We start from the raw sequence: 25,398 nt of genomic DNA on the forward strand, positions 1-25,398 counted from the left end.
CCCGCCCGAGGCGACCCCTTCCGCCCGGCGCGGAGCCGGGTGGCTCAGGCGGCGGCGACCTGGGGGGCGGGGGCTTCCAGCCGGGCCACCCGCAGCCAGCCCGCGCCCGCCTTGGCCGCCGAACCCAGGGCCAGGCCCCAGGCGGCTCCCGCCACGCCCCAGGCGGCGTACCCGCCCAGCAGCAGGGCCACCGACAGCAGGGAGAAGACGATCTGGAGGGAGAGGGTGGCCCTGGGGTTCAGCACCCGCAGCGTCAGCAGGGCGCACGTCCCCAGTCCCATCACCGCGTACTGCGCGCCCGTCGCCGGGAGCAGCGCGGCGGCCGCCGCCCAGGTGTCGCCGAGCAGGTGACGGCCCAGCCGGTCGGGCAGCGCGTACAGGACGGCCGCCCAGCCGGCGCCGAGCACGGCGAGGGCGGCGCCCATCAGGGCGGTCAGCCGGACCACGCCCCGCTTGCCGGAGGCCCGGCCGACCACCGGCGGCCCGAAGGCGTTCGCCGAGTTGAACAGCACGTTCAGCGGACCGAAGAGGGTGGTCGCACCGCGCAGCGCGCCGACGGCCAGCGGGGTCGCGAACGCCCCGAGCCCGAGCACCGCCAGCTGGCTGGAGCCGTTGCCGACGGCGAACTCGACCACGAACCGCTGCCCCAGGTGCCCGCGCCGCAGGTACGGGCGCAGCTCGGCCCGCGCCCCCCGCACGTGGGGCCGCAGCAGCCACAGGCCCAGCCCCAGCGCGGGCAGGGCCGACAGCCCCCACACCAGCACCAGCCGGCCGGCCGACGCCCCGGCGGGCTGCGCCGCCAGCGCCACGACCACGCACAGCAGCCGCAGCGAGTCCGCGGCCAGCGCCCGCTGGGGCACCCGCAGCGCGGAGAAGCAGTAGCGCAGTCCGTCCTGGACGAGGACCAGCGGCAGGACCAGGCCCAGGGCGAGGAAGGCCCGCCCGGCGGCCCCGGCCAGGACCAGGCCGGCCACGGCCAGCACCGCGGCGGCCACCGCCGACGCGGCCGCGGTGAACAGCACGGAGGAGCGGCACACCGTCGCGAGCCTGCCCCGGACCTCGTCCGGGGGGAGCCCCTCGCCCTTCTCCAGGACCACGGTCTGGCCGACGTAGGCCATGTTCAGGCCGAGGAGCACGCTGAAGGCCACGTACACCATCGAGAAGTCCGCGAAGCCGGAGGCCGAGGACAGCCGGGCCGCCAGCACCAGCACCAGGATGTTCGTGGCGCTGGAGGCGGCCTGGTCGAGGACGGAGGCGACGGCGCCGAGGCCCCGACGGCTCACCGCCGGCCCGTACGGACCGTGCGCAGGGCGACGGTGTCGCCGCCGTCGCCCGTGATCTGCGGCCCGGGTCCGGCGGGCTGCCGCGTCAACGGCTGCGGGTCCGGCGCCGGACCCGGGCCGGTGGCCGGACCGGCGGTCTCGCCGGCCTTCTTCGACGTGCCGCGCCCGCCGCGCTTCTCGGTGACCACGGGCGTGTGCAGGACGGCACCGAGCACGGTGCCGCCGGCGCCGCCGATGAGTTCGCGGATCCGGGACAGGTCGCTGCGGTGCACCGCGCGCGGGTCGCAGACGACCAGGACGCCGTCGACGCGGTCGACGAGGGCGAGGGCGTCGGCGTAGGAGAGCACCGGCGGAGCGAGCACCACGACGGTGGAGTTGGGGGAGTCGGCCTCGGAGATCAGCCGGGTGGCGCGCGGGGAGGTCAGCGCGCGGGGGACGTTGCGCACCCGTTCGCCGGGGATCAGGTCGAAGGAGCCCGACTCGCCGGCGTCCACGACGAGCTGCCGGCCGTCGGGCCAGTCCGCCTCCCCGCCCGTTCCGGCGCCGCCCGGCTGGCTCCAGCGGGGCCGCCCGCCCGCGTCGGTGGGCAGCTGGCTGGCCAGCACGGGGGTGCGCAGGTCGGCCTCGATGAGCAGGACGTCCTTGCCGGTCTCGGCGAAGGAGGCGGCGAGGTTCACGGCCACGGCGGCGGCGGTCTCGCTGCTGCCGCGCGGGGCGACCACCAGCAGGCGGCGCCGGTCGGCGAAGCGGGAGTCGTAGGCGAGGCGGAAGGCCACCGAACGGTACTCCTCGGCGAGCCGGGGATCGGCCTCGCCGGCTGCGAGCAGCGGCCCGCCGCCGGTCTTGTCCCGGGGCAGCGAGCCCAGGACGGGGGCGCGCAGCGCCCTGGCCACGTCGCCCTCGGAACGCGGGGCCGGGTCGAAGACGAGCCGCACCCAGGCGGCGAGCAGACCGAGCGCCAGGCCCACGGCCGCGCCGAGCGCGAGCGACATGGGGATGCCCGGCCCGTCGGGCGCGGCGGGCGGGGTCGCGGGGCTGGTGACCCGGCCCGGGGTCATGTCCAGGGCCGCGAGCTTGGCGATGTTGCCGTTGAGGGCGTTGACCTTGCTCTGCAGGTCGGTCTTGGAGGACAGCGCCGCGTCGCGGGCCGTCCCGGCGGGCAGGTTGTTGGCCTGCCGGGCCGTGTCGTCGAGCTGCTTGGCGACGGGATCGCGCTGGTCCTCGTAGCCCTTGACCATCTTGTCGCGCGTGGCGTCGAGGGCCTCCTGCCGCTTCAGCAGGTAGGCGGCGGTCATCGCGTTCGCGCGCTTGGCGGCCTCCTTGGGGGAGGCCGAGGTGTAGGTGAAGCGGAGCACCATCGTCTGCGGCGGGTTGGTCACCTGCAGGCCGCCGCGCAGCGCGGCGAAGTCCTTGTCGGCGATGCCCAGTTGCTTCGCCGCCTGCCCGGCCGTGGAGCTGGAGAGCGCGACCTGGCGTTCCGAGCCGATGTTGATGGCCTTGTCGGGGGCCAGGCTCGGGTTGAACGGGTCGTCGGTGGGGGCGCGCAGCACGACGTCGGCGGTCGCGACATAGGTGTCCGCGGTGGAGATGCCGAGGTAGACGCCGCCCAGCAGACCGATGCCCACGCCCGCGCCGATGAGCCGCCGGTAGCGCAGGAGCTGCTTGAACTGGTCCCGCAGGAGGTCCGGCTCGTCGTCGGCCGGGGCCGCTGCCGGGCGGTTCGTCTCGGTCACGGCTGGAGACCCCCAAGTGCTTCGTCGATCAGTGCGTCGATGCGGGCCAGGCCCGCCTCACGGCTCAGGTGGGCCGCCACGTGGACGGGCCCGGCGGCGCCCAGCGCGTCCGCGCCCTCGGGGTCCTCGGCCAGGGCCCGTACGGCCTTCAGCAGGGCCGCGGGGTCCTCCGGGGGTACGAGCACCCCCGCGCCGGAACGTTCCACCTCCTGGGCGGTCCCGCCCTCGGCCGCGACGGACGCGACGACGGGCCGGCCGGCCTGGAAGTAGGAGGTCAGCTTGGACGGGACGCTCATGTCGAGCACGGCCGCGTGCTGGGTGACCGCGAGGACGTCCGCCGCCGCGAGGATATCGGGGAACTCGCCGTCGGCGGCAGGGGGGATGATGTCCAGGTTCGGCACGTCGGCGGAGAGCTCGGCGAGGGCCGCGCGCTGGCTGCCGTCGCCCATGAGGACGAAACGGACCTGCGGGTCGAGCCGGGCCGCGCCGACGAGGACGTCGAGGCCCTGCTTGAGGCCCATGTTCCCGGAGTGCAGCACCACGGTCTGGCCGGGTGCCCAGCCGAGGTGACGGCGGGTCTCCCCGCGGGGCTTGGTGGGCTGCGGCACGTGGGACCAGTTGGGGACCAGCCGGATCCGCTTCGGGTCCACGCCCATGCCCACGACCCGGTCCACGAAGGTCTCGTGGATGACGCCGACCAGGGTGGCGCGCCCCAGGGCGTACGCCTCCGCCCGCCCGGCGAACGCGGCGGCCTTGTCGCCGCCGCTGATCCCGCTCTGCGCGGCCGCGGCCCCCATCAGGTCCTGGACGACCGGGACGTAGGGGACCTTCCACTTCGCCGCGAGCCGGGCGGCGAGCACCCCGCCGGCCAGGCTGGGCATCTGGGCCAGGATCGCGTCTGGCTTCGGCATCCGGGGCGGGGCCACCGCGCCGTGCAGCAGAATCGATCCTTCGAAAAGGGCGCGCCTGACGGCGGTCTGCCGCGGCGGCACCGTGTGCGCACGCCGGTGCACGGTGACCCCCGCGCGCTGCTCCGTGCGCCGCAGCGCCCCCTTGTACTCCGGCTCGACGGACCAGGCCGGATAGTGCGGCATCCCCGCCAACACGTGCGTCTCGTGGCCGATTTCGGCCCAGTGCTCCGCGATCTGGGTGGCGTACGGGCCTATGCCCGCATGCTCGGGGGCGTAGTTGGTGGAAACCAGCAGCAGGCGCCGGTGACCGGATGTGGACACTGAACGTCCCCTTCTCCCCTGGATGATGCGCACGTCACCCTATTCGTTCACCCGCAGGGTGCGGAACGTGCGCGCTATTGTCTGCTAATCCGCCGCACCGGGGGGTGCGGCCGCTGGGGGGTAACTGATGACGGAGTACGACATGTCCGAGCGCGGTGCGGAGGCGCGCCGGCCGTACCGGGTGGGCTATGCGCCCGGAGCCTACGACCTCTTCCACATCGGACACCTCAACATCCTTCGCCACGCCCGCAGCCGGTGCGACTACCTCGTCGCCGGCGTGGTCTCGGACGAGATGGCCGAACTGGCCAAGGGCCGCCGCCCGATGATCCCGCTCGTCGAACGGCTGGAGATCGTCCGCAGCGTCAAGTACGTCGACGCCGCCTTCGTCGAGACGGTCCCCGACAAGGTCGAGACCTGGAAGCAGGTCCGCTTCGACGTGATCTTCAAGGGCGACGACTGGCGGGGCACCCCCAAGGGGGACCGGCTGGAGCGGGACTTCGCCGCCCACGGGGTCGACGTCGTCTACTTCCCCTACACCGTGCACACGTCCAGCACCCAGCTGCGCCGGGCCCTGGACGCGCTCGCGCAGCCCCAGGCGGAACCCTTCACCGCCGAACGGCGCTGAGCTCCCTGAACCACTTCGCCAGGAACGCCAGCAGGAACACCGCGGCGACGGCACCCAGGCCCGCGTACGCCCAGCGGAACAGCGCCCCGCCGCCGAGCAGCAGGAACACCAGGCAGAACACCCCGTAGTCCACGGGCAGCAGGGCCACGGCGCGCAGGGTCGACGGCACGGCGGCGGGGCTGCCCGGAGCCGGCTTCGGCTTGAGCTTCTCGGTCAGCAGACCGCCGAAGAAGGTGACGACCGCGGCGAACTGGAAGCCCAGCGGTACCAGCAGCCAGCCCTCGGAGCCGGTCCCGTACTCCTCGGGGAAGCGGTGGAAGGCGATCAGCACGCACGCGTGCAAGGCGGTCAGCTTGGCGGCGTCCACGACGTGGTCGAGCCACTCGCCCGCCGCGCTGCCGCCCCCGCGCAGCCGGGCCAACTGCCCGTCGGCGGAGTCGAAGGCGAAGCCGACCGCGAGCGCGGCCCACACGGCGACGCCCAGCCCCCAGGAGGGAGCGGCCAGCGCGACGGCCGCCACGGCGGCGAAGCTGAAGGCGGCGCTGACCAGCGTCACCTGGTTCGGCGTGAGCCCGAGCGCGTACGATCCGGCGGCCAGGTACCGCCCGGCGGGCCGATTGACGAACCGCGAGTAGAGCGACACCCCCTTGGCCGACTTCTGCGCCCCGCGCAGTTCCAGCAGCGCGGTCCCGACTCTCGCCATGCGTTCCCCTGATCCCCGGCGATGGCACCCGTGCACAAGTGCACGGGTGTTCGTATGAAGGGCACATCATCGCAGGGCGGCCGGGCGCGCGGCGGCCCTACGACACCACCCGCAGCAGCAGCACCGACCGCGCCGGGACCGTCAGCCGCTCCCCGCCCCGGTGCCGGCCCGCCGGCGCCTCGGCCTGCGCCTCCCGGGAGGTGTCCAGGACGAGTTCGTACGTCCCCGCCCACGGCGGGCCCGGCAGGATCCACTCCACCGGCCGGTCCCCGGCGTGCAGCAGCGCCAGGAAGCTGTCGTCCGTCACCTGCAGACCCCGCTCGTCCCGGCCCGGGATGTCCCGCCCCGACAGGTACAGCCCCAGCGCGGCGGCCGGCGCGTACCAGTCCCGCTCCGTCATCTCCGTGCCCGCCGGGGTGAACCAGGCCAGGTCCCGCAGCCCGTCCGCGCCCTGCGCCCGGCCCGAGAAGAACGCCCGCCGCCGCAGCACCGGATGCGCCTGGCGCAGTGCGATCAGCCGCCGGGTCAGCGCGAACAGCTCCTTCCAGGAGGGGTCCTCCAGCAGCGACCAGTCCACCCATCCCGTCTCGTTGTCCTGGCAGTACGCGTTGTTGTTGCCGCCCTGGGTGCGCCCGAACTCGTCGCCCGCCACCAGCATCGGCACCCCGGTCGACAGCAGCAGGGTGGTCAGCAGGTTGCGCAGCTGGCGCCGGCGCAGCGCCCCGATCCCCGGGTCCGTGCTCTCGCCCTCCGCCCCGCAGTTCCACGACCGGTTGTCGTTCGTCCCGTCGCGGCCCTCCTCGCCGTTGGCCTCGTTGTGCTTGCGCTCGTAGGTCACCAGGTCCCGCAGGGTGAAGCCGTCGTGAGCCGTCACGAAGTTCACCGAGGCGTACGGCCGCCGCCCGCCCCACGCGTACAGGTCGCTGGAGCCCGACAGCCGGTAGCCGAGGTCCCGTACGTCGGGCAGCGCGCCCCGCCAGAAGTCGCGCACGGCATCGCGGTAGCGGTCGTTCCACTCCGTCCACAGCGGCGGGAACGCCCCCACCTGGTAGCCGCCCGACCCCACGTCCCAGGGCTCCGCGATCAGCTTGACCCGGCGCAGCACCGGGTCCTGGGCGATCACCGCGAGGAACGGCGACAGCATGTCCACGTCGTGCATCGAGCGGGCCAGCGCCGCCGCCAGGTCGAACCGGAAGCCGTCCACCCCCATCTCCGTCACCCAGTAGCGCAGGGAGTCGGTGATCAGGCGCAGCACGTGCGGCCGCCCCGCGTGCAGGGTGTTCCCGCAGCCCGTGTAGTCGGCGTAGCGGCGCTGGTCGGACTGGAGCCGGTAGTAGCCCCGGTTGTCGACCCCGCGCAGCGACAGCGTCGGTCCCAGCTCGCCGGCCTCCGCCGTGTGGTTGTAGACCACGTCGAGGATGACCTCGATCCCGGCCGCGTGCAGGGCCTTCACCATCCGCTTGAACTCGCCGACCTGCTGCCCGGCGGTCCCGCTGGCGCTGTACCCGGCGTGCGGGGCGAAGTAGCCGACCGAGTTGTAGCCCCAGTAGTTGCGCAGGCCCCTGCGCAGCAGGTGGTCCTCGTGCGCGAACTGGTGCACCGGCAGCAGCTCCACCGCCGTCACGCCGAGGCTCGTCAGGTGCTCGACCGCCGCCGGGTGGGCCAGCCCCGCGTAGGTGCCGCGCAGTTCCTCGGGAACACCCGGATGGCCCATCGTGAAGCCGCGCACGTGCAGTTCGTAGATCACCGAATCGGCCCAGGGGGTCTTCGGCCGGACGTCGTCCGCCCAGTCGTCGTCATCGTGGACGACCACCCCCTTCGGGACGAACGGGGCCGAGTCCCGGTCGTCGCGCACGGTGTCGGCGATGTACTGCTGGGGCCAGTCCCGGACGTGCCCGTAGACCTCCGGGGGCAGGGCGAAGTCCCCGTCCAYGGCGCGCGCGTACGGGTCCAGGAGCAGCTTCGCCGGGTTGTACCGGGCGCCCGTCCAGGGGTCCCAGCGGCCGTGCACCCGGAAGCCGTACCGCTGTCCGGGGCGGACCCCCGGTACGAAGCCGTGCCAGATCTCGTGCGTGAGCTCGGTCAGGGTGCAGCGGGTCTCGACCCCGTCCCCGTCGAAGAGGCACAGCTCCACGGCCTCCGCGCCCTGGGCCCAGAGCGCGAAATTGGTGCCCGCGACCCCGCCGGGGCCCGGGTGGAAGCGGGCCCCCAGGGGGTGCGCGGACCCGGGCCACACGGGTGGCGCAGGGTGCGCGGCGGCCCGTAACACCTGCGCCTGGACCCGCTCGCGCACGGAGTCCATGGCGTCCCTGGCCTCGGGGCCGCCCACGGCATTGCTGGCGGCGGCATCCACCGCCTCTTGCTCGGCTGCGCTCGACACTGCCCGCCTCCACGGCTCCTGGTACCGGCGGGGGAGTGCGGCCCGGCGTCCCGGCCTGGCCCGCCCCCGTCTGGTCCTTCCCACTGTTCTGCCCGAACAGTTCTGCCCGGAACGTGCCCGGCCCTCACGTTTCCCCCGGAGGGGGCCGGTCGTTGGACGGTGCGTGACTCTTCTGACGAGGCGGGCAGGGGCGGGCTTGGCCGCCGTGGCGGCATGGGCGGGCCTGCTGGGCGGGCTGACCGGCTGCACCAAGGACGGCGGATCCCCGGTGGAGATCGCCCTGCCCGGCAAACCCCGCCTGCCGGACGAGGCCATCCGGATCACCCCGGCGGACAACGCCAAGGGGGTCCCCGCCGATGGGCCGCTGCGGGTGAACGTGCCCGAGGGCCGGCTGGAACGGGTCGTCGTCACCAAGGTGGAGGACGCCCAGGAGGAGCAGGTCCCCGGGTCCATCGCCCCCGACGGGCTCAGCTGGAGCCCGGCACGGTCGGCCGGGCGGCTCTCGCTCGCCGCCAAGTACACCGTCGACGCCGTCGCCCGAGACGGGCACAATCGCCGCCAGGCCCGGCACACCACCTTCACCACCTACGTCCCCGAGGAGAGGTTCATCGGCTACTTCAAGCCCGAGAACCGCTCCACCGTCGGCACCGGCATGATCGTCTCCTTCAAGTTCAGCCGCGCCATCAAGCAGCGGGCCGACGTGGAACGGGCCATCACCGTCACCTCGGACCCGGCCGTGCCGGTCGTCGGCCACTGGTTCGGCGAGGAGCGCCTCGACTTCCGGCCCAAGGAGTACTGGAAGCCCGGTACCCAGGTCACCGTCAAGATGGACCTGCGCGACGTCGAGGGCGCGCCCGGTGCGTACGGGATCCAGGACAAGACCGTCCGCTTCACCGTCGGCCGCTCCCAGGTCTCCCTCGTCGACGCCGCCGCGCACACCATGGAGGTCCGCCGGGACGGGCAGCTGCTGTCGACGATCCCGATCAGCGCCGGAGCGCCCAAGAACACCACCTACAACGGGAAGATGGTGGTGATGGAGATGTTCGACGTCACCCGGATGAACGGCCAGACCGTCGGCTTCGGCGGCGAGTACGACATCCCCGACGTGCCCCACGCCATGCGGCTCACCAACTCCGGGACCTTCCTGCACGGCAACTACTGGGCCAGCCCCGACACCTTCGGCTCCAGCAACACCAGCCACGGCTGCGTGGGCCTGCGCGACGACAAGGGCGGCGGCTCGGACACCCCGGCGGGCTGGTTCTTCGACCGGACGCTGGTCGGGGACGTGGTGGAGGTCGTGAACTCGCAGGACCGCGTCGTGGCCCCCAACAACGGACTGGGCGGCTGGAACATGTCCTGGGCCGACTGGGTCGCCGGATCCGCCGTCAGCTGACCCCGCAATCGAGTGATTGTCGGACCGCAATGCCGTGGCGCGAGAGTGTCCTCCGTCCGCCGCGCCGACGCCCTGCCCTAGAACTGGGGGCGCCCGGAACTGGGGCGCCCCAGAGCCTGGCAGGGCGATCAGCGCGGATACGGACGGAGCGTCATGTCAGCAAGGAACTGGACCCTGGGACTCGCGATCGGGGCCCTACTGGCCGCCGGGTCCCCCACGGCCCTGGCGGCGGCTCCCGCCCCCGGCCCCCCGCCCGCCCGCGCCCTGCGGGCACCGCTGCCCGGCGGACTCGGCCCCTGCGTGCCGGGCGCCTGCCCCCGTCCCTTCCCGCCGATCGGCAGCGACGGCAGCATCAAGGGGCGCGACAACGCCGTCAACATCTTCGCCGGCGGTCGGTTCCGGGTCCGGGGGCGTGCCTCCGAGGCCGAGGGCCGGCTGGTCGTCCTCGGCAGCTTCGACCAGGACAAGGTGGCCGGCGGGGACTCCCGCTACAACGTCGGCATCGTCGGCGCCGGCTCGCTGGTCCCGCCCCCCGACGGCGCGGACTTCCTCACCACCGGCGCCGACGTCACCGTCGCCACCGGCGAGACCCTGATCGCCGACCGGGGCGTGGTCCGCTACGGCGGCACCCTCAGCGGCACCGTGACCGGCACCCGCACCCCCGACGCGAACGCCGTCGCCCCGTACGCGGGCCTGCGCGGCCGGCTCAGCGCGGCCAGCCAGTGCTACGCCAAGGTCGACGGCAGCCCGCGCCCCCCGACCGGCACCGTCGTCAACAGCGGCTTCGAGACCCTCTTCACCGGCAACAACCGCGACCTGCTCCAGGTCTTCAACGTGAACGCGGACCTGGTCAACCCCACCGGCGGCGGCGCGCAGGGCATCCGCTTCGCACAGATCCCGCCCACGGCGACCATCCTCGTCAACGTCCTGGGCACCGGCACCCGCACCCTCAACACCTACAGCGGCACGCTCGCCGACCAGGGCGGCGACCCGCTCAACGCGTACCGCGAGCGGCTGCTGTGGAACTTCCCGGACGCCTCGGCGGTCAACCTGACCGGCAGCGGCCAGTTCCAGGGCAGCTTCCTGATCGGCAACCGGGCCTCCGAGACCCTGGTCACCCTGCCCGGGATCAACGGCCGCTTCTTCACCACGGGCTCCGTCACCCACGGCAGCGAGACCATCGGGGGCGGCGGCCAGGAGTTCCACGCCTACCCCTTCACCGGCGACCTCCCCGACTGCGGTCCCACCCCCGCCCCGACCGGCACGGTGGCCGTGGCCAAGGTGGACGGTGCGGGACACCCCCTGGGCGGCGCCCGCTTCGAGCTGTGGCACGAGACGAACGGGGTGCCGGGTCTCCAGACGGACACCGCGTCCCCCGACACCAAGGTGGCCGACTGCACCACCCCGGCCACCGGCCGCTGCGCGCACACCGGCGCCGCGCCCGGTACCTACTACTGGCGCGAGACCGCGCCGCCGGCGGGCCACGACCTGCCCGCGAACCCGGTCTTCGAGCTGACGCTGACCCGCGAGAACGCCGCGGCCGGGGTCGAGGCGCGGGCCGTGAACACCCGCAGCGAGACCCCGGGCGCCAGGGTCGTGCTGCGCAAGACCGACCGGGACACCGGGGCCGGACTGCCCGGCGCCCGCTTCGAGTTGTGGCGCGAGACCAACGACCGGACCGGCCTCCAGACCACCGGCGACGATGCCGACGAGCGGCTGGACGGGGTCTGCGTGACCGACGCCCAGGGCACCTGCACGGTCGAGCTGCCGGTCGACGAGACGTACTACTGGCGGGAGACCGGTTTCCCGGCCGGCTACGAGAGGCCCGCCGACCCCGTCACCCCGTTCGACCTGACGCGGGGCGACCTCGTCCAGGGCCTCGTCGTCACCGTCGCGAACCGCAAGGAGCACGCGGAGCACCCCGGCTCCCTGCACCTGGTGAAGAAGGACGCCAAGACGAAGCGGCCGCTGCACGGCGCGGTGTTCGAGCTCTGGAAGGAGACCAACCACACCGCCGGCCTCCAGACCCGCGGCGTCAACGCCGACCAGAGGGTCAAGGACGGCTGCGCGACCGACCGCAACGGCGTCTGCGACTTCGACGGGCTCTCCGAAGGCCTGTACTACCTGGTCGAGACGGACGTCCCCGAGGGGTACGTGCTGCCGCGAGACCGGGTGACCGGCCCGGTGCGCGTCACGGCGGCGGGCCCCGGCAGCCACGTCGTGGTCACGCTCCGGAACAAGCGGGACGAGCACGGCAAGGACCCGGGCGAGGAACACGGCAAGGACCCCGCACAGCACCACGGCAAGGAGCACGGCAAGGAGCACGGCAGGCGCTCCGGCGCCTGAGCGCTCCGCGCACGGCCGTCCGGCCTCCCGTTGCGCCGGTGGAGTGGACCCCTCACTCCACCGGCGCACCCGCGCGGGCGGCCCTCCGCCCGCGCGGGTTGGCTGGGTCGCGGGGTCCGGCGGGCGGACCAGAGGAGGACCGATGACCGTACGTCAGGCGACGGGATCCACGGCTGTCCTGGCCGCCTTCCTCGCCGTCCTCGCCCTGCCGGGCCCGGCGCTCGCCGCCGCCCCCGACCCCGAGACGGCCTGCACCGCCGGGACCGGCCCCTACCAGCGGGAGCTGGAGGCGTACCTGCACCGGAAGGTCGACGGGGTCCAGTCGCCGGGAGACTGCACCGCCGTCCGCGCCTTCCAGCGCGCGAACCGCATCGCCCCCGCCGACGGCTACGCCGGCCTCGCCACGTTCCGCACGATGACGGCCGTCGCCGCCCGCGCGAACCCCAACGCCGCGGGCCGCTGCCCCGTCGACGAGGACCGCGTGACGTGCGTGGACCTGGACCGCCAGCTCCTGTGGGTCCAGGAGGGCCGCCGCGTGGTCTTCGCGCCGGTGCCCGTCCGCACCGGCCGGGACGACCAGGAGACCCGTACCGGCCGCCACGAGATCTACTGGCGGCACAAGGACCACGTCTCCACGCTCTACCCCGACTCCCCGATGCCGTACGCCCAGTTCTTCGACGGCGGCCAGGCCCTGCACGGCCGCGGCGGCGACCTGTACGCGCACGGCGGATCGGCCGGCTGCGTCAACCTCTCGCTGGCGAACGCCGAACGTCTGTGGGACCTGCTGACGGAAGGGGACGTGGTCTACGTCTGGGGTACCAAGCCCGGGACGGAAGGCTGACGCACCGCCGTACGTCCCACTTGGGACGGAACGGTGACATGACCGTGCCTTTTCGTGGTCCACCCGTGTGATTTCCTGTCGACATGCGCGCGACTGCCCGCGCGCGGGGGACATGGGGAGAACACGAGTGAACCTGCAGCCGATACGCGGCCGCGCCCGCACCGGCCTGCCGGCCCTTCTGCTGGGAGCGGCCCTGCTGCTCACCAGCGCCTGCAGCGGCGGCGGAGGAAGCAACAGCGGGGGCAGCGGCGGGAGCGACGCCAAGGGGACGGCCGCCGGTGCCAAGACCGGTACCGAGGCGTCCAAGGCCGCGGTGAGCGTCAAGCCGGACGACGGGGCCAAGGAGGTCGCGACGAGCGGCATCCTGAAGATCTCCAGCACCGGCGGCAAGCTGACCACGGTGACGGTCGCCGACACCAAGGGCAACGCGGTGGAGGGCAAGCTGGCCGGTGACGGTGCGAGCTGGGAGCCCGCCCGCAACCTGGCCGCCGCCACCGAGTACAAGGTGCACGCGGTCGCGAAGGACGAGGCCGGCCGGGAGTCCGCCAAGGACACCACCTTCACCACCCTCACCCCGCAGAACACCTTCGTCGGCCACTACACGCCGGAGGACGGTTCGACCGTCGGCGTGGGCATGCCGGTCTCCATCAACTTCACGCGCGGCATCACCAACACGGAGGCCGTCGAGAAGGCCATCACCGTGACGGCGGAGCCGTCCGTGAAGGTCGAGGGCCACTGGTTCGGCAACGACCGGCTCGACTTCCGTCCCGAGAAGTACTGGGCCGCGGGCACCAAGGTCACCGTGAAGCTCGCCCTCGACGGCGTCGAGGGCCGCCCCGGGGTCTACGGCAAGCAGACCCGTACGGTCACCTTCACCGTCGGCCGCTCGCAGGTCACCACCGTCGACGCGAGCGCGCACACGATGCAGGTCGTCCGCGACAACAAGGTCCTCAAGGACATCCCGATCACCGCGGGCGCCCCGGCGACGACCACCTACAACGGGCAGATGGTCATCAGCGAGAAGTACAAGGTGACCCGGATGAACGGCGCCACCGTCGGCTTCGGTGGCGAGTACGACATCTCCGACGTCCCGCACGCGATGCGGCTGTCGAACTCCGGCACCTTCGTCCACGGCAACTACTGGGCCCCCTCCAGCACCTTCGGCTCGGAGAACGTCAGCCACGGCTGCGTCGGCCTGGAGGACGAGCGCGGAGCCGGCGACGACAGCACCCCCGCGGCCTGGTTCTACAACGAGTCCCTGATCGGCGACGTGGTCGTCGTGAAGAACTCCAAGGACAAGCAGATCGCCCCGGACAACGGCCTCAACGGCTGGAACATGGACTGGGCGGAGTGGACCAAGTAGTCCCCCTCCCCAGGTAGTCGAGGTGGCCCGGTGCTGTGACCCACAGCACCGGGCCACCTGCCGTTAACCGGCGCTAACCTTCCCCGTATGACCATCTCTCTCGAAGTCTCCGAAGGCGTCGGCACCATCCTGCTGGACCGCCCGCCCATGAACGCCCTGGACATCGCCACCCAGGACCGGCTGCGCGAGCTCGCGGTGGAGGCCACCGACCGCGCCGACGTGCGCGCGGTGATCCTCTACGGCGGGGAGAAGGTGTTCGCGGCCGGCGCGGACATCAAGGAGATGCAGACGATGGACCACGCGGCGATGGTCGCCCGGTCCCGCGCCCTCCAGGACGCCTTCACGGCCGTCGCCCGGATCCCCAAGCCCGTCGTCGCCGCGATCACCGGCTACGCGCTGGGCGGCGGCTGCGAGCTCGCGCTCTGCGCCGACTACCGGATCGCCGCCGACAACGCCAAGCTCGGCCAGCCCGAGATCCTGCTGGGCCTGATCCCGGGCGCGGGCGGTACCCAGCGTCTGTCCCGGCTGGTCGGCCCGTCCAAGGCCAAGGACCTCATCTTCACCGGCCGCATGGTCAAGGCCGACGAGGCCCTCGCGCTCGGTCTGGTGGACCGGATCGTGCCCGCCGCCGAGGTGTACGAGCAGGCGCGGGCGTGGGCCGCGAAGCTCGCCCAGGGCCCGGCGATCGCCCTGCGCGCCGCGAAGGAGTGCGTGGACGCGGGCCTGGAGGCCGACATCGACACCGGCCTGACCATCGAACGCAACTGGTTCGCGGGCCTGTTCGCCACCGAGGACCGTGAGCGCGGCATGCGCAGCTTCGTCGAAGAGGGCCCGGGCAAGGCCAAGTTCGTCTAGACGGCGCCCTTGAGGCGCGGTGGGGAAGAACTCCTGCGGGTGGATTAGCCAGGCCTTAAGGCAGCCTTAAGCAGAGCACTGGATCCACTGACGGTGATCGCGGCACAGCGCACCGTCATCGCAGGTCAAGTCGACCACACGGGCCTCCGATTGCCCGCCGCATATGCCGTGGCGACCCTCCGGGAGCGTTGGTCCCGGGGGGTGTTTTCCCGTGGAACGGCCCGGACGGGCGCGTCGGCCGTCCATGATGGGTGCATGGCGGGCCTGGAGGGTGTGGAACAACCGCGGCAGCGCGTCGGCGCGTCGGCCGTGCGGCTCACGGCGGCGGTCGAGGAGGAACAGGGCCTCAAAGCGCTGGAGCGGTACGGGAATCCGGCCGAGGGCGAAGTGACGCTGCCGTCCATGCCGGAGTCGGCGAGCACGGCCCGTCGGCTCACGCAGAGCGTGGTGATCCGCTTCTGGGGTCTCTCGCCGCAGATCGCCGAGCACACCGTCCTGCTGGTCTCGGAGCTCGTCGGCAACGCCGTGCGCCACACCGGGGCGCGCAGCTTCGGCTTACGGATGCTGCGCCGGCGCGGCTGGATCCGCGTGGAGGTGCGCGACCCCTCGCGCGGGCTGCCCTGTCTGATGCCGGTCCACGAGCTGGACGTGACGGGCCGCGGGCTCTTCCTCGTCGACAAGCTGTCCGACCGCTGGGGCGCGGACCTGCTGCCGCGGGGCAAGATCACCTGGTTCGAGATGCGTGTCGCCGACCGCTAGGGACCCCGGAAACGCCAGAAACCCCCTGTCGCCGTGATGGGGCGCTGCGGGGGTTCCATGGGTGCGCCGAGGATCGGTGGGGTGTGTGATCCTCGGCGGAAGACTTCGCTCGGGTCAAAGGGAAGCCGTGGTTCCGACTATGGCAGACGAGGGCCCAAATGCCAAAAGCCCCTACTCGGACATAAGTGTGCATATCCTAAGAGTTTCCATCTAAATCCTAGGTGAGGTGGGCCACTCGCCTCGCATTCGATGAATAACTATCGAATGCTCTGCGTGAATCGTTGATCACATAGCGGGCGGTCGCACCCCGACACGCGGGCCGCATGGGTCCCGAATTGGGTCAATCGTTATCTTCTTGCCCATTCACCTCTTAAATGGGCAGGTGTTCTCACCTCCAGGCCGCCGCGCGGCCCTGCGCGCGGGCGCCGCCGTCCTGGCCGGCCTCACCGCCGGCTGCGCCGCGGACCGGCACGCCACGGGTCCCGCCCCATCCGCCGGCCCGGTCCGGGCCAAGCCCGCCCCGGCCGGCCCCGCCCCCGCGCCCCGCCGCTTCGCCGGCCAGCCCGTGGAGATCGGGCACGGCCCGCGCGACCGTCCGCAGGTCGCCCTGACCTTCCACGGCAACGGGGACCCCGCCATCGCCCGCGCCGTCCTCGCCGAGGCGGAGAAGGGTGGCGCGCGGGTCACGGTCCTGGCGATCGGCACCTGGCTCGACGCCCACCCCGACATGGCCCGCCGCGTCCTGGACGGCGGCCACGAACTGGGCAACCACACCCAGCGCCACCTCGCCGTCAACGACCTGCCCGAAGCGGAGGCCTACGCCGAGATCACCGGCTGCGCCGAGCGCCTCAAGCGGCTCACCGGCTCGATCGGCACCTGGTTCCGTCCCTCCCAGACCCAGTACGCCTCCCCGCTCGTCCAGAAGCTGGCCCAGCGGGCGGGGTACCCGCACGTCCTCTCGTACGACGTGGACTCGCTCGACTTCACCTCACCCGGTGCCGCGGCCGTCATCCGCAACGTCACCGGGGCGATCCACGGTGGATCGGTGGTGAGCCTGCACTTCGGCTACGCGGACACGGTCGACGCGATGCCGCCCCTCCTCGAAGAACTCGCGCGCCGCAAGCTGCGCGCGGTGACCACCACGGAGCTGCTGACCTCATGACGACGAACCGCCTTCCACGGAAGGCCACCGCGCTCCTCGCCGGACTGGTCCTCGCCGCCCTGGCGGGCTGCGGATCCGGCGGAAAGGGCGAGCCCGAGGCGCTCGGTTCCAAGGGGCCGGCCCAACCGGTCAAGGCCGTCCCGGCCGCCCCGGCCGGACTGCCCGGGATGCCTCCGCTGCTCGACCCCAACGACGTGTACGCGGCGGACCGGCCGAACCAGCTGTCCCCGGTGGTCAAGGACTTCCCGTCCCGCGTCTACGTCCCCAACACCAACTCCAACACGGTGTCCGTCATCGACCCGGCCACCTACAAGGTCATCGACACCATTCCGGTCGGCGTCCAGCCGCAGCACGTGGTGCCGTCCTGGGACATGAAGACCCTGTGGGTCAACAACAACCGCGGCCACACGCTCACCCCGATCAACCCGGCCACCGGCGAGGCCGGTGAACCCGTGGAGGTGCACGACCCGTACAACCTGTACTTCACCCCGAACGGAAAGTACGCCGTCGTGATGGCGTCGATGGACCGCGAACTGGTCTTCCGCGATCCGCACACCATGGACCGCGTGAAAACCGTCCCGGTGACCTGTTACGGCGTCAATCACGCCGACTTCTCCTCGGACGGCCGCTACTTCATCGTGAGCTGCGAGTTCTCCGGAGAACTCCTCAAGGTCGACACCGAGAAGATGGAGGTCGTCGGCCAGCAGAAACTCCCCTTCGAGGGAGCGATGCCGCAGGACGTGAAGATCTCCCCCGACGGAAAGACCTTCTACGTCGCGGACATGATGGCGCACGGCATGTGGGTGCTCAGCGGCGACAAGTTCGACGTGCCCAAGCTGCTGCCCACCGGCAAGGGCTGCCACGGGCTGTACGTCAGCCGCGACTCCAAGGAGATGTACGTCTCCAACCGGGGCGAGGGCACCATCTCCGTCTTCGACTTCAAGCAGAACAAGCTCACCAAGAAGTGGGAGCTGCCCGACGGCGGCAGCCCCGACATGGGCGGGGTCTCCGCGGACGGCAAGGTGCTCTGGCTGTCGGGCCGCTACAACTCCGAGGTCTACGCGATCGACACCGCCACCGGCAAGGAGCTCGCCAGGATCCCGGTCGGCGGCGGCCCGCACGGCCTCGCCGTCTACCCGCAGCCCGGCCGCTACTCCCTCGGCCACACCGGCATCTTCCGGTAGACCCGCACGCACGGAGGTGCCCCGGGAGCTCGCACAGCTCCCGGGGCGCCGGCTCCATGAGGTCACTGCCAGGCGACGGGCAGCCGCTCGGGCAGCCGCTTGATGAACCCGGTCCGCCAGACGAGGTTCTCCGCGGGTACGGCCAGGCGCAGTTCGGGCAGCCGCTCGACCAGCACCTCCAGGGCGATCTCCGCGTGCGTCCGGCCCAGCGCGGACGCCGGGCAGAAGTGCCGGCCGGCACCGAAGGCGAGGTGGGCGTTGGCGCTCTCCCGCTCCAGGTCCAGCTCGTCCGGGCGCTCGAAGGCCTCCGGGTCGAAGTTGGCCCCCTCCAGCAGGACGAGCACCAGCTCGCCCTCCTTCACCAGCACGTCCCCGACCTGGACGTCCGCCATCGCGAGGCGCGGCAGGCCGTCGCCCACGGACAGGTTCCAGCGCAGCAGTTCGTCCACGGCCCTGCCCATGCGCTCCGGGTGCTCGCGCAGGTACCCGATGAGCTCCGGCCGCTGGAGCAGCGCGAGGACCGCCAGGACCAGGAACGCGGACGTGGAGACCGCGCCCGCGCCGAAGAGCGAGACGGCGACGGTCGCGAACATCTCGTCCGTCAGGTGGGCCGACTCCGGGTCGGCCTCGCGCAGTCCGGCGAACCTTCCGAGGAGCCCCGTACGCTCCTCGGCGGGCCGCGCCAGCTGCGTCTTGAACGCGTCGGCGAAGTAGCCGACGTCCTTGTACCAGTTGAGCGCGGAGTCGGCGAAGGGCTCGCGAGCGGTCATGAACGCGACGTCGAGCCCCGACATCAGCCGCCGCCGGTCCTCGAAGGGCACGCCCAGCACCTGGCAGTGCAGGGCCGCCGAGAAGGGGTCGGCGAACCCCGCCCGGAGGTCGGCCGGCCCGCCCTCGGAGACCAGGGCGTCGATCAGCTCCCCGGCCGTGGCGCGCAGGAAGTCCTGGAGGCCCTTCTGGCGCGGGTTGAGCGCCTTCATGACCGCGTTGCGCAGCCCGGCGCTGTTGATGTTGCCCATGTTGTTGACGACCTCGGGCGGGATCGTCAGCGCGTACTGGCGGGGCGCCCCGGCGTTGGCGGTGTCCTTGAGGCTGAAGCGCTCGTCCTCCAGCACCTGCTTGGCCAGCGCGTAGCTGCTCACGAGCCAGGCCGGGTCCCCGGTGAGGGTCCGGACCCGGGCGACCGGGGCCTTCTCGCGCAGCCAGGAGCACTCCTCGGGGAGCACGTCACCGCGCCGGGAGAGGGGGAAGTCCAGGAGGGGCTCCCGCTCCTCCGTGCCCTCAGGCTGCTCGACGCTCATCGACGGTCCTCTCGGTCGGTGCGGTGCTGTGCGCGGGGGTGTCCCGCGCGGTGGTGTCGTGTGCGGTGGTGTCGTGCGGCGGTACGGGGGGCGCGGTCCCGGCGGCCTCGGGGCGCACGACGGCGTACGCCTGGTTGCGGGTCGCGCGCAGGCCCCCGCCCCGCGCGAAGAGGACATCGGTCATCGGCATCTTGACGTGGTAGGCCGCCACCGAGGACGGCACGTCGAGAATGCTCGGGGTGTCCACGAAGAAGGGCAGCTCCGCTGCCATGTAATCGAAACAGACCTGCAACTGTGCGTCGGTGATGGATTCACCTTCCGGCAACTTTGATCCGACAAAGTGAAGGGCCATCTCCTCGCAGCCCTTGCGGAATACGTCGTCGGTCTCCAAGAAATGCAGAACGCGCCGGTGCAGTAGTTGGTAAACGGGGTTCGGCTGGAACTCCGAAAGTGCCCTCACCCGGATCTCGGCATGTTGAGGTCCTGATTCCTCGACGCCTTTGAGAATCCTTCTCCGGACCGCCTTGATCTCCTTCGCCGAACGCTTCTCCGCATGCTCGCGGGTGTAGCCGAAAGCGGCGAACATCCGGTCTACGTGGAGGTCTGCGTAGACGAAGTCGACCTGCGCGAAGCGGGTCGTGGCCCATCTGGCGAGGCTCGATATGCGTTCGGAGCTGAAGTAGCTGTTGCCGGGACTCACTCCGATCAGCACATGGTCGCCGTCTTCCCAGATGTGGCGGCAGGTGCGGGTGAAGGGCAGAACTTCGAATGATGCGTCAACTGTGATCGTCACCTGTTTGGTCGCCCTTGTTGCCGCTTGTCCCTGGGAGCCCTGCGCTCCTGGTGTGGCGGCAATGTCGGTACGTTATGCCGTGATCCCGGAGCGTGACAAGTGCACGGCGGAATTGTTGGCTGGAATTATCGCTTCCGCATTGCGGAAGAGTAATTGAATTTCTTTCTGCCGGTTGAACGGGACCCGCGGCGGCGCTCCGTCCGGGGTGCCGCTACCCTGAGCCGGTCAACAAGCACCAAGAAGGGGTGGACCCAGTGGCGGACATCGAGAGCGCACGGGCGACGTTCAACAAGTTCGACGTGAACGGTGACGGCTTCGTCACGGCCGACGAGTACAGCGCGGCCATGAAGGCGATGGGCGACGCGTTCGTCACCGCCGCCGTCGCGGACGCCGTGATCGCCGCCAAGGACACCAACGGCGACGGCCTGATGAGCTTCGACGAGTTCTGGGCCGCCCTGAACAAGTAGGCCCCCGCGCCGCCCCCGTCCCCCTGCCGGGGCGGGGGCGCGGTCCGGCCCCGCGCCGTCCGCGCCCGTCAGGCCCCGGACGCGCCCTCGATGGCCTCGACCTCCGCGAGGGCCTCCCGCAGCCAGCTCAGCCAGAACCCCTCCAGGGCGATGCCGCCGTGCAGCACGAGCCGGCGCAACCGGTCCTCCACGGCGTCCCGGTCCGGCGGGAAGTCCTTGGCCTCGATCGCCTCGTACTTCGCCAGCTGCTCCCGGTGCAGCTCCAGATGGCGTCGCAGCTCCGGACCGAGCCCCTGCAGCCCCACCACTCCCGCCGCGCGCAGCCGCAACAGCAGCGCGTCACGCATCGGCTTGGGGTCCTGGCTCTCGTCCACCCAGCGGGCCAGCTCCGCGCTGCCGTCGGGCAGCACCTCGTACTCCTTCTTCTGCCCCCGCACCGGGACCTCGCTGGGCAGCTCCCGGATCAGGCCGGCCTCCTCCAGCCGCCCGAGCTCCCGGTAGATCTGCTGGTGGGTCGCCGACCAGAAGTACCCGATCGACTTGTCGAACCGCCGGGTCAGCTCCAGCCCCGACGAGGGCTTCTCCAGCAGGGCGGTGAGGATGGCGTGCGGCAGCGACATGGGGGGAGTTTACGGTCGGGGGCGCGCCCGTCAGGGACGGAAGCCGGCCAGGGCCTCCGGGGTGCGGGGGCCCGGAGCGTCCCCGGACAGGAGGCCGCGGGCGCGCAGGAAGGCCGTCACCGCGGGGGACCAGGCCTGGCGCAGTCCCGCCGAGGCCAGCAGCTCCGGATCGGACAGCAGCTCGGTCGCCGGGCCGGTCCGGATGCCCGACGGGGTCAGCACCGCCGCGTCGTCCGCCCAGCGGACCGCCAGGTCCACGTCGTGCGTGGCCATGACCACCGTGGTGCCGTCCGACCGCAGCCCCGCCAGCACGTCCAGGAGCCGCTCCTGACCGTCCGGGTCCAGCCCGGCCGTCGGCTCGTCCAGGATCAGCACCCGCGGCGCCATGGCCACCGCCCCCGCGATCGCCGCGCGCTTGCGCTGCCCGTACGAGAGCAGGTGGGTGGGGCGGTCCCGCAGCGCGGTGATGTCCAGGGCGGCCAGGGCGGCGTCGACCCGCGCGCGGACCTCCGGCTCCGCCAGCCCCAGGTTCATCGGACCGAAGGACACGTCCTGTTCCACGGAGGCCGCGAACAGCTGGTCGTCCGGGTCCTGGACCACCAGCTGCACCGAGGTCCGCAGGCGGGTCAGCCCCGCCCGGTCGTACGCCACCCGCGCGCCGTCCAGGCGCAGCTCGCCGGTACCGGGCCGCAGGCCCCCGCTCAGCAGCCGCATCAGCGTGGTCTTTCCGCTGCCGTTGCGGCCGAGCAGGACCAGCGCGCGGCCCTGCTCGATCCCGAAGTCCACGCCGGACAGCACGGCCGGGCCGTCCTCGTAGGCATGGCCCGCCCCGGCCAGCTCCACCACCACGGTCACAGGTACAGCTCCTTCAGTACGAGGGTCCCCGCGACCAGGCCGGCCAGCAGGGCGGCGGTGGCCGCGAGGAACCGCCAGGACAGCGCCGCCCGCGGGACGAGCACCCGCAGCGCGCCGTCGTAGCCGCGTCCGGCCAGCCCCTCCTGGAGCCGGCCCGCGCGGTCGAAGGCCCGGACGAAGGAGGTGGCCGCGAGCCCGGCCAGGGAACGCCACACCGCCGCCCGGCCCGTCTGCCCGAGCCGGGCCGCCTGCGCCCGGCGGACCTGTGCCATCGAATCCAGCAGCAGGAAGCCGATCCGGTACATCACGAGGGCCACGTCCACCACGGGGGCGGGCACCCCCGCCCGCACCAGGCGCGGCAGCACGTCCGAGACCGGGGTGGTGAAGGCGAACAGGAGCACGCCGAGCGAGGCCGCCGAGGTGCGCAGCAGCAGCTCCCCGGCGTGCCGGGGCCCGTCCGGCGCCAGGGAGACGAGACCGGCGGGCCCGCCCAGCGACACCAGCAGCGGCAACGCCCCGGTCACGCAGAAGCCGAGCGGCACCCGGAAGGCCCGCCACAGCCGGCGCCCCGCCACGCCGGCCGGGCCGAGCAGCACGGCCAGGGTCGCCGCGGTGACCAGCGGCCCGCCGGGCCAGGGTGGCAGGCACACGGCGGTGACGGTCAGGCCGAGTCCCAGCAGGGCCTTCTCCAGGGGGTGGCGGCGGCGCCAGCGGCTGGAGTGCGCCGCCACGTCGATCGGCAGCACCGCCTACGACTCCGCGGCGGTCGTGGCGGCGGACCCGGTGGCGGGCCCGGCGGCGGACCCGGCCGGGTCCGCGGAGGCCGCGGCCGCCTGGGCGAGGCCCTGCCGGCGACCCTTGCGCACGCCGAAGTAGTACGCCAGCACGCCCGCGCCGAGCGCCGCCTGGAGGGCGAACAGCGCCGACTCGATCTCCCCGGACGGGGGTTCGTACAGCGGCGAGAACCAGGGCTCGTAGTCGGGCTTCAGCTCGGTGATGGCCGACTCCGCCTGTGCGTCGGCGCCCGTGAACGGTTCCTCCTCGCCGTCGCCGAGCCCCAGGGCGAGCGGGAGCACGGCCAGCGCGGCCACCAGGAACAGCAGCAGGGTGTTGATCTTCGCGTTGCGGGTCATCGGGCCGTCGCCTCCTGCTGCGCGCCGGCCGTGCCGGTCAGCTTCGCGACCCCGAGCCGGACCAGGTCCGACCTGCTGGACTGCATCAGCAGGCGCATCACGAGCACCGTCAGCAGCCCCTCGCTCACCGCGAGCGGGATCTGCGTCAGGGCGAAGATCCCCGCGAACTTCTCCAGCGCGCCCGGGAAGCCGCTGCCCGGGTCCGGGAAGGCCAGCGCCAGCTGGACGGAGGTCACGCAGTAGGTGACGAGGTCGGCGAAGAAGGCGCCCAGGAAGACGGTCACCATCAGCGGCGCGCCGGACTTCCGCAGCAGCCGGTAGACGGCGTAGCCGGCCCAGGGCCCGGCGATGGCCATCGAGAAGACGTTGGCGCCGAGGGTGGTGAGCCCGCCGTGCGCCAGCAGCAGGGCCTGGAACAGCAGGGTGATCGTGCCGAGCACCGCCATCACGGGCGGCCGGAAGAGGATGGCGCCGAGCCCGGTACCGGTCGGGTGGGAGCAGCTGCCCGTCACCGAGGGGATCTTGAGCGCGGACAGGACGAAGGTGAACGCCCCCGAGGCCCCGAGCAGCAGGGTGCTCTCCGGATGGGCCTTCACCTCGCGGGTGAGGGCGCGGACTCCGTGGACGACGAACGGGGCGGACGCGGCGCCCCAGGCGACCGCGTGCAAGGGGGGCAGGAACCCCTCGGCTATATGCATGAGTAGAGAGACCTCTCCAGCACCTCGTGGATGGACGACGCGCCCCGGCCGGTCTCCTGGCTCACGGGTACTGATGCCCTGACTCCGCCTTCCCGGGGCCGTGCGGTCTCCCGCGCGGGCCCAGTGGCTTCCCGCAGGAGTGGAGCCGGACTTCCCGATCACAGTGGCGAGGGCCGCACCGGTTTTCCACCGGTTTCCCGAACACCAAGGCCAGCTGACCCTAGTCGCCAGGACGGACCGGTAACAACCCGCCCCAATTCGGCCGTTCGGGTGGCCGGATCCAGCGTGGGCGTCACCCGGCGCGGCCCGGACGGACGCGGCCCGCTGGCGGCCCCCGCCGACGGGCGCAAGGGTGGGGCGCATGGCTTCCGACACCCAGGGCTTCGACTACTCGGACCTCTCCGCCGTCTACGTCAACTGCACCCTCAAGCGCTCGCCCGAGACCAGCAACACCGAGGGGCTGATCGCGAAGAGCCGTGCCGTGATGGAGGCGGCCGGCGCCCGGACCTCACTGGTGCGGGCCGTCGACCACGACATCGCGACCGGAGTCTGGCCGGACATGACCGAGCACGGCTGGGAGAGCGACCAGTGGCCCGTGCTCTACAGCCAGATCATGGACGCGGACATCCTGGTGCTGTGCGGGCCCATCTGGCTCGGCGACAACAGCTCGGTCATGAAGCAGGTCATCGAGCGGCTCTACGCCTGCTCCTCCCTGCTCAACGACCGTGGCCAGTACGCCTACTACGGGCGGGTCGGCGGAGCGCTGATCACCGGCAACGAGGACGGCGTCAAACACTGCGCCATGAACATCCTCTACAGCCTCCAGCACCTGGGCTACGCCATCCCGCCCCAGGCCGACGCGGGCTGGATCGGCGAGGCCGGCCCCGGACCCTCTTACCTGGACCCCGGATCCGGCGGACCCGACAACGACTTCACCAACCGCAACACGGCCTTCATGTCCTGGAACCTCATGCACCTGGCCGCCCTCCTCAAGCGCGCGGGCGGCATCCCCGCGCACGGCAACCAGCGCTCCCTGTGGGACGCGGGCTGCCGCTTCGACTTCCCGAACCCGGAACACCGCTAGCGGCGCGGTGTCCCGGGCCGGGCCGCCGGTTTCAGCAGGTGTTCGGGTGCGCGACGTCCACCACGTACCGCTCGGGCGAGTGGAGGACCGAGGTGGTGAAGGCGGGCTGGGTGTCGAAGGCGGCGCCGAAGGTCACGTACCCCTCGTAGTCGCCGGTCAGGGCCAGGCCCTTGAGCTTGCTGAGGTAGATCTTCTGGAGTTTGGGGCCCTGGTAGACGTTCTGCCCCGCGTCGTCGTGACCGGCGGCGGGGTGCAGGCGGATCTCCAGGAAGTACTTCCCGGCCAGCGGGACGGGCTTGCCGGACCCGTCGTAGACCAGCTGGGAGACGGGTGTGACGGTGACCGGGGGCGCGGAGCCCTGGAGGTCGATGACGATCCGGTCGTACGTGCAGTGACCGCCCCAGCGGGCGTTGACGACGAGCGGGGTCAGGGTGCGTACGGACGGAGCGGCGGACGCGGCGGCCGAGGCCGGTGCGGCGAGCGCGAGCCCGGCGGTGAGCAGGGCACCCGTGGCCAGGGCCAGGGCCACGGTCCGGCGGCGGAGCGGGCGGTTCAGGTGACGCATGACGTCCCCCGATTCTCGTGAGA

Annotated in this window: 24 protein-coding genes and 1 riboswitch; of the genes, 11 read left to right on the top strand and 13 right to left on the bottom strand. The window is 72.4% G+C overall.

Features of this window, described 5'->3' with window-relative positions; genetic code table 11:
• Window positions 1–44: 44 nt before the first annotated feature.
• From AB4039_RS07395 to AB4039_RS07405, 3 genes are read right to left on the bottom strand one after another with little or no spacing between them, the layout of a single operon-like run.
• Window positions 45–1,283 carry a hypothetical protein gene (locus AB4039_RS07395; protein ID WP_442270323.1) on the bottom strand — a complete coding sequence of 413 codons (1,239 nt, stop codon included), beginning with the start codon at window positions 1,281–1,283 and terminating at the stop codon, window positions 45–47.
• Window positions 1,280–3,016: a lipopolysaccharide biosynthesis protein gene (locus tag AB4039_RS07400; RefSeq protein ID WP_442270324.1), complete on the bottom strand. Its 1,737-nt coding sequence runs from the start codon at window positions 3,014–3,016 to the stop codon at window positions 1,280–1,282. Before AB4039_RS07400 ends, AB4039_RS07395 begins: the two co-directional genes overlap by 4 nt.
• Window positions 3,013–4,218 (bottom strand): glycosyltransferase family 4 protein, encoded by a 1,206-nt coding sequence (locus tag AB4039_RS07405; RefSeq protein WP_266844046.1) that lies wholly within the window; start codon window positions 4,216–4,218, stop codon window positions 3,013–3,015. Before AB4039_RS07405 ends, AB4039_RS07400 begins: the two co-directional genes overlap by 4 nt.
• A gap of 157 nt (window positions 4,219–4,375) precedes the next feature.
• Between AB4039_RS07405 and AB4039_RS07410 the strand changes: the two genes are divergently transcribed.
• Window positions 4,376–4,873, top strand: a complete 498-nt coding sequence (locus AB4039_RS07410; RefSeq protein WP_266842394.1) for an adenylyltransferase/cytidyltransferase family protein — start codon at window positions 4,376–4,378, stop codon at window positions 4,871–4,873.
• Here the strand turns inward: AB4039_RS07410 and AB4039_RS07415 are convergent.
• Together AB4039_RS07415 and glgX are read right to left on the bottom strand one after the other, a co-directional pair.
• On the bottom strand, window positions 4,854–5,576 hold the full coding sequence (locus tag AB4039_RS07415) for a CDP-alcohol phosphatidyltransferase family protein (RefSeq protein ID WP_266842395.1): 723 nt from the start codon (window positions 5,574–5,576) through the stop codon (window positions 4,854–4,856). The genes AB4039_RS07410 and AB4039_RS07415 overlap by 20 nt on opposite strands.
• A 97-nt stretch (window positions 5,577–5,673) precedes the next feature.
• On the bottom strand, window positions 5,674–7,956 hold the full coding sequence (gene glgX, locus AB4039_RS07420) for a glycogen debranching protein GlgX (protein ID WP_442270325.1): 2,283 nt from the start codon (window positions 7,954–7,956) through the stop codon (window positions 5,674–5,676).
• Between the two features lie 196 nt (window positions 7,957–8,152).
• On the opposite strand from glgX, the gene AB4039_RS07425 reads away from it, so the two are divergent.
• The 8 genes from AB4039_RS07425 (at window position 8,153) to AB4039_RS07460 (ending at window position 17,859) form a co-directional block, all read left to right on the top strand.
• Window positions 8,153–9,349 (top strand): L,D-transpeptidase family protein, encoded by a 1,197-nt coding sequence (locus tag AB4039_RS07425; RefSeq protein ID WP_266842396.1) that lies wholly within the window; start codon window positions 8,153–8,155, stop codon window positions 9,347–9,349.
• Window positions 9,350–9,502: 153 nt separating this feature from the next.
• Window positions 9,503–11,695, top strand: a complete 2,193-nt coding sequence (locus AB4039_RS07430) for a choice-of-anchor A family protein (protein ID WP_442270326.1) — start codon at window positions 9,503–9,505, stop codon at window positions 11,693–11,695.
• 142 nt (window positions 11,696–11,837) lie between these two features.
• On the top strand, window positions 11,838–12,536 hold the full coding sequence (locus AB4039_RS07435) for a L,D-transpeptidase family protein (protein WP_266842398.1): 699 nt from the start codon (window positions 11,838–11,840) through the stop codon (window positions 12,534–12,536).
• 112 nt (window positions 12,537–12,648) lie between these two features.
• Window positions 12,649–13,899: a L,D-transpeptidase gene (locus AB4039_RS07440; protein ID WP_442270327.1), complete on the top strand. Its 1,251-nt coding sequence runs from the start codon at window positions 12,649–12,651 to the stop codon at window positions 13,897–13,899.
• A gap of 87 nt (window positions 13,900–13,986) precedes the next feature.
• Window positions 13,987–14,754: an enoyl-CoA hydratase-related protein gene (locus AB4039_RS07445; protein WP_266842399.1), complete on the top strand. Its 768-nt coding sequence runs from the start codon at window positions 13,987–13,989 to the stop codon at window positions 14,752–14,754.
• Window positions 14,755–14,904: 150 nt separating this feature from the next.
• Window positions 14,905–15,513 carry an ATP-binding protein gene (locus tag AB4039_RS07450; RefSeq protein ID WP_442270346.1) on the top strand — a complete coding sequence of 203 codons (609 nt, stop codon included), beginning with the start codon at window positions 14,905–14,907 and terminating at the stop codon, window positions 15,511–15,513.
• A gap of 382 nt (window positions 15,514–15,895) precedes the next feature.
• The gene (locus AB4039_RS07455) at window positions 15,896–16,675 is read left to right on the top strand and encodes a polysaccharide deacetylase family protein (protein WP_266842401.1); all 780 of its coding nucleotides are present in this window, start codon (window positions 15,896–15,898) and stop codon (window positions 16,673–16,675) included.
• A complete protein-coding gene (locus tag AB4039_RS07460) occupies window positions 16,672–17,859 on the top strand; it encodes a YncE family protein (protein ID WP_266842402.1) in 1,188 nt (395 codons plus the stop codon). Before AB4039_RS07455 ends, AB4039_RS07460 begins: the two co-directional genes overlap by 4 nt.
• A gap of 62 nt (window positions 17,860–17,921) precedes the next feature.
• Here the strand turns inward: AB4039_RS07460 and AB4039_RS07465 are convergent, their stop codons facing one another.
• Together AB4039_RS07465 and AB4039_RS07470 are read right to left on the bottom strand one after the other, a co-directional pair.
• Window positions 17,922–19,160 (bottom strand): cytochrome P450, encoded by a 1,239-nt coding sequence (locus tag AB4039_RS07465; RefSeq protein WP_266842403.1) that lies wholly within the window; start codon window positions 19,158–19,160, stop codon window positions 17,922–17,924.
• A complete protein-coding gene (locus AB4039_RS07470) occupies window positions 19,141–19,953 on the bottom strand; it encodes a tRNA-dependent cyclodipeptide synthase (RefSeq protein ID WP_266842404.1) in 813 nt (270 codons plus the stop codon). Before AB4039_RS07470 ends, AB4039_RS07465 begins: the two co-directional genes overlap by 20 nt.
• A gap of 254 nt (window positions 19,954–20,207) precedes the next feature.
• Here AB4039_RS07470 and AB4039_RS07475 point away from each other — a divergent pair, with 254 nt between their 5' ends.
• Complete coding sequence (locus AB4039_RS07475) at window positions 20,208–20,420, top strand: EF-hand domain-containing protein (RefSeq protein ID WP_266844050.1); 213 nt, start codon at window positions 20,208–20,210, stop codon at window positions 20,418–20,420.
• A 68-nt stretch (window positions 20,421–20,488) separates the two neighbouring features.
• On the opposite strand, the gene AB4039_RS07480 is transcribed toward AB4039_RS07475, so the two are convergent.
• From AB4039_RS07480 to AB4039_RS07500, 5 genes are read right to left on the bottom strand one after another with little or no spacing between them, the layout of a single operon-like run.
• Entirely contained in the window at window positions 20,489–21,040 is a 552-nt protein-coding gene (locus AB4039_RS07480) for a PadR family transcriptional regulator (protein ID WP_266842405.1), read from the bottom strand.
• 30 nt (window positions 21,041–21,070) lie between these two features.
• Window positions 21,071–21,895 carry an ATP-binding cassette domain-containing protein gene (locus AB4039_RS07485; RefSeq protein WP_266842406.1) on the bottom strand — a complete coding sequence of 275 codons (825 nt, stop codon included), beginning with the start codon at window positions 21,893–21,895 and terminating at the stop codon, window positions 21,071–21,073.
• A complete protein-coding gene (gene cbiQ, locus AB4039_RS07490) occupies window positions 21,892–22,641 on the bottom strand; it encodes a cobalt ECF transporter T component CbiQ (protein WP_266842407.1) in 750 nt (249 codons plus the stop codon). The genes AB4039_RS07485 and cbiQ overlap by 4 nt, the downstream gene beginning before the upstream one ends.
• Window positions 22,642–22,644: 3 nt before the next feature.
• The gene (locus AB4039_RS07495; RefSeq protein ID WP_442270328.1) at window positions 22,645–23,028 is read right to left on the bottom strand and encodes an energy-coupling factor ABC transporter substrate-binding protein; all 384 of its coding nucleotides are present in this window, start codon (window positions 23,026–23,028) and stop codon (window positions 22,645–22,647) included.
• Complete coding sequence (locus AB4039_RS07500; protein WP_266842409.1) at window positions 23,025–23,726, bottom strand: energy-coupling factor ABC transporter permease; 702 nt, start codon at window positions 23,724–23,726, stop codon at window positions 23,025–23,027. The genes AB4039_RS07495 and AB4039_RS07500 overlap by 4 nt, the downstream gene beginning before the upstream one ends.
• 29 nt (window positions 23,727–23,755) lie before the next feature.
• Window positions 23,756–23,973: riboswitch (cobalamin riboswitch) on the bottom strand.
• 114 nt (window positions 23,974–24,087) lie between these two features.
• Here AB4039_RS07500 and AB4039_RS07505 point away from each other — a divergent pair.
• The gene (locus AB4039_RS07505) at window positions 24,088–24,810 is read left to right on the top strand and encodes a flavodoxin family protein (RefSeq protein ID WP_266842411.1); all 723 of its coding nucleotides are present in this window, start codon (window positions 24,088–24,090) and stop codon (window positions 24,808–24,810) included.
• 31 nt (window positions 24,811–24,841) lie between these two features.
• Here AB4039_RS07505 and AB4039_RS07510 read toward each other — a convergent pair whose 3' ends face one another.
• A complete protein-coding gene (locus tag AB4039_RS07510; protein ID WP_442270329.1) occupies window positions 24,842–25,375 on the bottom strand; it encodes an AMIN-like domain-containing (lipo)protein in 534 nt (177 codons plus the stop codon).
• Window positions 25,376–25,398 lie beyond the last annotated feature (23 nt).

The sequence above is a fragment of the Streptomyces sp. M-16 genome (assembly GCF_052114405.1).
Taxonomy (GTDB): Bacteria; Actinomycetota; Actinomycetes; order Streptomycetales; family Streptomycetaceae; genus Streptomyces.